This window comes from Salipiger sp., from assembly GCF_059781815.1.
In genome coordinates, this window is the sequence record NZ_JBYNAH010000176.1 from 1 (window position 1) to 6,288 (window position 6,288).

Genomic DNA, 6,288 nt, shown 5'->3' on the forward strand with positions numbered 1-6,288 from the left:
AATACCTCGGGGGTGAATTGGCCCAACGGGCCAAGAGGGGGCTGGCCCCCTCTCTCATCCGCAGCGCAGCCACTCAAATACCCCCCTTGTCCCGGGCACACTCTGGTCCACGCGACGCCGCGCCCCCTTCCCTCCCCCGCCGATCCGCGCCATAAGGCGGACATGCTCAAGACCCGCATCATTCCCTGTCTCGATGTCGCCGATGGCCGCGTGGTCAAGGGCGTCAATTTCGTCGACCTGCGCGATGCGGGCGACCCGGTCGACGCCGCGCGCGCCTATGATGCCGCCGGGGCGGACGAGATCACTTTCCTCGACATCCACGCCACGCATGAGAATCGCGGCACCATGTTCGACGTGGTGACCCGCACCGCCGAGCAGTGCTTCATCCCGCTGACCGTGGGCGGCGGCGTGCGCACGGTGGCCGATGTGCGCAACCTGCTGCTCGCAGGCGCCGACAAGGTCAGCTTCAACTCGGCGGCGGTGGCCAACCCGGACGTGGTCGCCGAGGCGGCGGACCATTTCGGCTCGCAATGCATCGTGGTGGCAATCGACGCCAAGACCGTGGAGCCGGGCCGCTGGGAGATCTTCACCCATGGCGGGCGCAAGCCCACCGGCATCGATGCGGTCGAGTTCGCCCGCACCGTGACCGCCAAGGGCGCGGGCGAGATCCTTCTTACGTCGATGGACCGCGACGGCACCAAGGCGGGGTTCAACCTGCCCCTGACCCGCGCGATCTCCGACGCGGTCGACATCCCGGTGATCGCCTCCGGCGGCGTCGGCACGCTCGACCACCTCGTCGAGGGCGTGACAGAGGGCCACGCCTCCGCCGTGCTCGCGGCCTCGATCTTCCACTTCGGCGAGTTCACGATCGAAGAGGCCAAGGCCCACATGGCCGCGGCCGGCATCCCGGTGAGGCTGTGATGACCCTCGAAGAGCTCGAAACCATCGTCGCCGCCCGCGCCTCCGCCTCGCCCGACGAGAGCTGGACCGCAAAGCTCCTTGCCAAGGGCCCGGAGAAATGCGCCGAGAAATTCGGCGAAGAAGCCATCGAGGCCATCATTGAGGCGGTCAAGGGCGACCGCGACAAGCTCGCCTCGGAAGGCGCGGACGTGCTGTTCCACTTCCTCGTGATGCTCAAGGCACGCGACCTGCCGCTCTCGGCGGTCATGGAGGAGCTGGCGCGCCGTCAGGGTCAGTCCGGCATCGCCGAGAAGGCATCGCGCAAGGGCTAGAGCTTCTTCCGCGCGTCTGCCGGACCTCTCTCGGGCGGCGCTGTCAGGCGTGAGGGGGCCAGCCCCCTCTTGGCGCGGAGCGCCAATTCACCCCCGAGGTATTTATCGAACCAGAGAAGACAGGAGCGCTGTCCGCGTCTTCTCTTCGTCGAAAATACTCCCGCCGGAGGCAGGCGCGCCCTTCCCGCATTCCGCGGCAATCGGCCAGCGCCGCGCAGCCCGCGAGGACGCCCGCAAGGGCGGAGGAGCCGCGGCGCGATCAGAGTTTCGAGGAGATGACGCCGGTGTTGAAGCCGCCCATGCGCAGCTCGCCATGCAGGCGTTGATACTCGATCTTGGGGCAGCGGTTCATCACCACGTCAACGCCCTTCGCCTCCGCCGCCGCGGCGGCAGCCGCGTTCTCCACGCCGATCTGCATCCACACCGTCCTGAGCCCCGGAAGATGCGCCAGCGCGGCCTCGACGATCGGAGGCACTGCCTCTGAGCGGCGGAAGATGTCGACCATATCGACCTCCGCCGGCAGATCCTCGATCGCCCCGCGCACTTCCTCGCCGAACAGCATCGCCCCGGCATGGCCGGGGTTCACCCCGATCACACTGTAGCCCCGCAGGCTCAGGTAGCGCGCGACGTAATAGCTCGGCCGTACCGGGTTCAGCGACACGCCGACCACGGCGATCACCTTGGTCCGCGCGAGAATGTCTTTCAGAAACGCATCAGAATAGCTCATGGGCACACCCTAGGGCGCGAGCGGACAAAGAAAAAGCGCCCAAGGAAGACCTTGGGCGCAAGTGCGGAACGAGGGACAGTGAAGGCGTCGCGAAGGTTCCGTCTCCGCGATCCTGTAGGGGATATGGGCACGAAAGCCACAATTGCAAACCCCCTCAAGGAAGCGTGAACAAAAAACTTGACGCCACACTTTTCCACGTCCCGCCGCGCTCTCACTCCGCTGCCAGCGGCGCGCCCTGCAGCAGGCTCCAGACCCGCATCGGGGTAAACGGCATGTCGACCTGCTTCACGCCCTTCTCCCAGAGCGCATCCTGCATGGCGTTCGACACCGCCGCCAGCGCGCCCACGGTCCCGGCCTCGCCGCAGCCCTTCATCCCCATCGGGTTGCCGGTCGAGGGCACCGGCTCCACATCGAACCTGATCCACGGCATGTCATCGGCGCGCGGCATGGCGTAGTCCATGAAGCTCGCCGAGAGCAGCTGGCCATCCTCGTCGAATACCGTGCGCTCGCACAGCGCCTGCCCGAGCCCCTGCGCCACCCCGCCATGCACCTGGCCCTCGGCCAGCATCGGGTTGATGAGATTTCCAAAATCGTCAACCACGGTGTATTTCACCACCTCGGTCACACCGGTCTCGAGATCGATCTCCACCTCGGCGAAATGCGCGCCGTTGGGATAGGAACGGGCCTCGATCTGGTCGCGGGCGGACCAGGTCAGCAGGTCCTCGCGGCCCTTGGCCCGGGCCATCTCGGCCACGTCCAGCATGGTCGGCGTCAGGTTCGAGCCCTCGGCGCGGAAACGCTCGTCGTCGAAGCGCACCTCGCCGGCCTCCACGCCCATCTCCTCGGCAAGGAAGGCCGAGAACCCCTCGACCATCTGGCGCACGCAGGACAGCGTCACGTTGGCCTGCGTGGTCACCGAGCGCGAGCCGCCGGTACCGCCGCCGCGGGCGATCAGATCGCTGTCGCCCTGCACGAAGGCGATCTTGTCGAAGGGAATGCCGGTGTGATCGCTGAGGAACTTGGCAAACACCGTCTCGTGCCCCTGCCCGTTCGACTGCGTGCCGACATAGATCACCGCGCCGCCCTCTTCGGTGAACTCGACCCGCACATCCTCCGCCGGGTCGCCGAGGATCGATTCGATGTAGAAGCACAGACCGAGCCCGCGCAGCTTGCCCTGCGCCGCGCTCTCGGCCTTGCGCGCGGCGAAGCCCGCCACGTCGGCATCCGCGATCGCGTGATCCAGAACGCGGGGGAAATCGCCCACGTCATAGGTCTCGCCGGTGACGGTCTTGTAGGGGAACTCCTTGATGAAGTTGATCTTGCGCAGCTCGATCGGGTCGAGCCCGAGCTCGCGCGCGGCCCGGTCCATCACCCGCTCGATCACGTAGATCGCCTCCGGCCGCCCGGCGCCGCGATAGGCGTCGACCTGCGTGGTGTTGGTGTAGAACCCCTCGACCCGCATATAGGCGGCGGGGATGTCGTAGGTCCCGGTCAGCACCTTGGAGAACAGCAGCGTCTGGATCGGCTGGCCGAAGCCCGAGTTGTAGGCCCCGAGGTTGCACAGCGTGTGGATGCGGTAGCCGAGGATGCGGTGCTCCGCGTCGAAGGCAAGCTCCGCCATGGTCGTCAGGTCGCGCCCGGCATGGTCCGAGAGCATCCCCTCGGTGCGCTCCGAGATCCAGCGCACCGGCTTGCCCAGCACCCGCGCCGCCTGCGCCACGACGAAATACTCGGGATAGGAGGCCGCCTTCATGCCGAAGCCACCGCCGACATCGGGGTTGGTGATGCGCACCGCGCCCTCGTCGAGCCCCATGGCCGCCGCCAGCTCGCCCTTCATGTCCCAGACGCCCTGCCCGTTGAACGCCACGTGGATGCGATTGCCATCCCACTCGGCATAGCAGCCGCGCCCTTCCATCGCGTTAACGATCACCCGGTTGTCGCCGACCTCGAGACGCACCACGCGCGCCGCCTTGTCGAAGGCCGCCGCGGTCGCTTCCTCGTCGCCCATGCCCCAGTCGAAGGCGCGGTTGTCGGGGGCCTCGGGGTGGATGGTCTCGCCGCCGGCGCAGATCTCCACATGGGCGGGCAGATCGTCGTAATCGAGCTCGATCAGCTCGGCCGCGTCGCGGGCCTGCTGCAGCGTCTCGGCCACAATCAGCGCCACCGGCTCGCCGACATGACGCAGCTTGCCACGCGCCAGCATCGGGCGCTCGGGCTCGGCGGCCTTGCTGCCATCGCGGTTGGTGAGCACCGTGCCGCCCATGTGCACGTCCATGCCCGCCTCGAGCAGGTCGTCGACGGTCAGCACCAGCGCCACGCCCTCGGCGTCGCGCGCCGCCTCGACATCCAGCCCGGTGATCACCGCATGGGCCACCGGCGAGCGCAGGACGAAGGCGTGCAGCGCGCCCTCGGGCGCGATGTCGTCGATGTAACGGCCATGCCCGGTGAGAAAGCGCACGTCCTCGCTGCGCTTGAATGACTGGCTCTTGCCGAACTTTTCCATATCCCGTCCTCGCGCTTGGCTGGTCTTCTGCGGCGGAGAGTGGCGCTCTGCCGGGAAAGTGTCCAGCGCGACGCCCGGGAAATCTCAGCAGCCGGCGGTCATGCGCACCACCCTGCGCGCTCCGTAGCCGTTGAAGCCGGTGACCAGCGCCCGCGAATAGGCGCCCATGCCCTCGCAGATGATGAAATCGCCGTCCTCGAGCCGCTCGGGAAGCGCAAGCGGTTCCGGCAGACGGTCGAGGCTGTCGCAGGTCGGACCGAAGACCACGCGCTTCCGCGCGCGGCCTTCCCGCGGCCGCCCCTGCGGGTCGATGACCCGCAGCCGCCCCATCGGCCCGAGGTCGCGCCACTCGGCCATACCGCCATAGATGCCGTCATTGACGAAGATCGCCTCCGGCTCCACCGCCTTGACCCGAAGCGCAAGCATGAAGGCTTCGGCGCAGAGCCCGCGGCCCGGCTCGCAGACCAGCTCCGGCGGCGTCTCGAACGCCGCGCGCGTGGCGTCCGCAATGGTGGCGAAGATGGTCTCGAGATCCGGATGGCCCTCGCCCCGGTCGCTGGGGAAACCGCCGCCGACGTTCAGCCGGTGCAGCGCAACGCCCGCCGCGCGGGCGACCTCGGCTGCGGCCTGGATGTAGCGCGCCCAGGGCTCGGCGCTGCGGCATTGCGTGCCGGGATGAAAGGTCAGCGACGGCGTCAACCCGATCTCGGCCACCCGACGCAGCAGCGCCGCCGCGCCCGCCGGCCCGGCCCCGAACTTGGCGCCGAAATCATAGGCCGCCCCCGCCACCGGCAGCTTCAGCCGCACCGCGATCTCGGTGCCCCCCGGCAAGGCGGCGAGCTTCTCGAGCTCGCTCATCCGGTCCACCGACCACGACACGCAGCCCTGCGCCAACCCGGCCAGGATCTCGGCCTGCGAGCGCACCGGGTTGTGGTAATGCAAGACAGCCCCCGGGCAATGTGCCCGCACCAGCGCCATTTCCGCCGGCGAGGCCACATCGAAGGCGCGGACGCCCGCCAACCAAAGCCCCTCGATCATCTCGGGCAACGGATTGGCCTTGATCGCGTAGCTCACAAGCCCCGGAAACCCTGCAAGAAACCGCCCCGCCACAGCCCCCAGCCGTTGCGGGCAGAAGAAGAACACCGGCTCGTCGGGCCGCTCGCGCGCCAGCCACATCTCGGGCGACGGCATCAGGGCCTGCTCCTTACCCATGAAGACACCTCCTGTTTGCACCTTTCTCCAGTATGCGCGTCAGGAGACTCGATTTCGCCCGGCAAAACTGTCACTCTGATCCTCAAATGGAACAATTCGACCAAACCACCCAGCATATCGACGAAACCGACCGCGCCCTCGTGGCGCTGCTCTCTGCCGATGCGCGCCTGCCGGTCTCCGATCTCGCCCGCCGGCTGGGGCTCGCGCGCACCACGGTGCAGGCCCGGATCGAGCGTCTGATCCAGCGCGGCGCCATCGCCGGCTTCACCATCCGCCGCGGCCCCGCCCTGAAGGAGGCGATCCGCGCCACGGTGCTGGTCTGCATCGAGCCCCGCGCCCAAGCCGACGTGCTGGCCCGGCTGCGGCAGATGCCCGAGGTCGAGACGGTGCACACCACCTCCGGACGGGTCGACCTGATGGTGATCGTCTGCGCCGCCTCCACCGAGGCGCTCGACGCCGCCCTCGACCGCATCGCCGAGGCCCGCGGCGTGAAAAGCTCGGAAAGCCTGATCCACCTCACCACCAAGATCGACCGCCGCGGCTGAACCCCGCCCCTCCCACGCCTCCCCCCGCTTCTGTGGTTCAAAAATACCTCGGGGGTGAATTGGCGCACA

At 68.1% G+C, this 6,288-nt stretch carries 6 protein-coding genes; 3 read left to right on the forward strand and 3 right to left on the reverse strand.

The features are described from left to right. Window positions 1-162 precede the first annotated feature (162 nt). Complete coding sequence (hisF, locus tag AC6RA4_RS18045) at window positions 163-921, forward strand: imidazole glycerol phosphate synthase subunit HisF (RefSeq protein WP_500162732.1); 759 nt, start codon at window positions 163-165, stop codon at window positions 919-921. Continuing rightward, entirely contained in the window at window positions 921-1,232 is a 312-nt protein-coding gene (locus tag AC6RA4_RS18050; protein WP_500162734.1) for a phosphoribosyl-ATP diphosphatase, read from the forward strand. The genes hisF and AC6RA4_RS18050 overlap by 1 nt, the downstream gene beginning before the upstream one ends. Before the next feature lie 259 nt (window positions 1,233-1,491). Here AC6RA4_RS18050 and AC6RA4_RS18055 read toward each other — a convergent pair whose 3' ends face one another. From AC6RA4_RS18055 to AC6RA4_RS18065, 3 genes are all read right to left on the reverse strand, one after another. After that, window positions 1,492-1,959 (reverse strand): CoA-binding protein, encoded by a 468-nt coding sequence (locus AC6RA4_RS18055; RefSeq protein WP_500162736.1) that lies wholly within the window; start codon window positions 1,957-1,959, stop codon window positions 1,492-1,494. A 211-nt stretch (window positions 1,960-2,170) separates the two neighbouring features. Next, entirely contained in the window at window positions 2,171-4,462 is a 2,292-nt protein-coding gene (locus AC6RA4_RS18060) for a xanthine dehydrogenase family protein molybdopterin-binding subunit (RefSeq protein WP_500162737.1), read from the reverse strand. An 84-nt stretch (window positions 4,463-4,546) separates the two neighbouring features. Continuing rightward, window positions 4,547-5,674, reverse strand: a complete 1,128-nt coding sequence (locus AC6RA4_RS18065) for a type III PLP-dependent enzyme domain-containing protein (protein ID WP_500162739.1) — start codon at window positions 5,672-5,674, stop codon at window positions 4,547-4,549. A gap of 86 nt (window positions 5,675-5,760) precedes the next feature. Here AC6RA4_RS18065 and AC6RA4_RS18070 point away from each other — a divergent pair, with 86 nt between their 5' ends. Beyond that, window positions 5,761-6,219, forward strand: a complete 459-nt coding sequence (locus tag AC6RA4_RS18070; RefSeq protein ID WP_500162740.1) for an Lrp/AsnC family transcriptional regulator — start codon at window positions 5,761-5,763, stop codon at window positions 6,217-6,219. Window positions 6,220-6,288 lie beyond the last annotated feature (69 nt).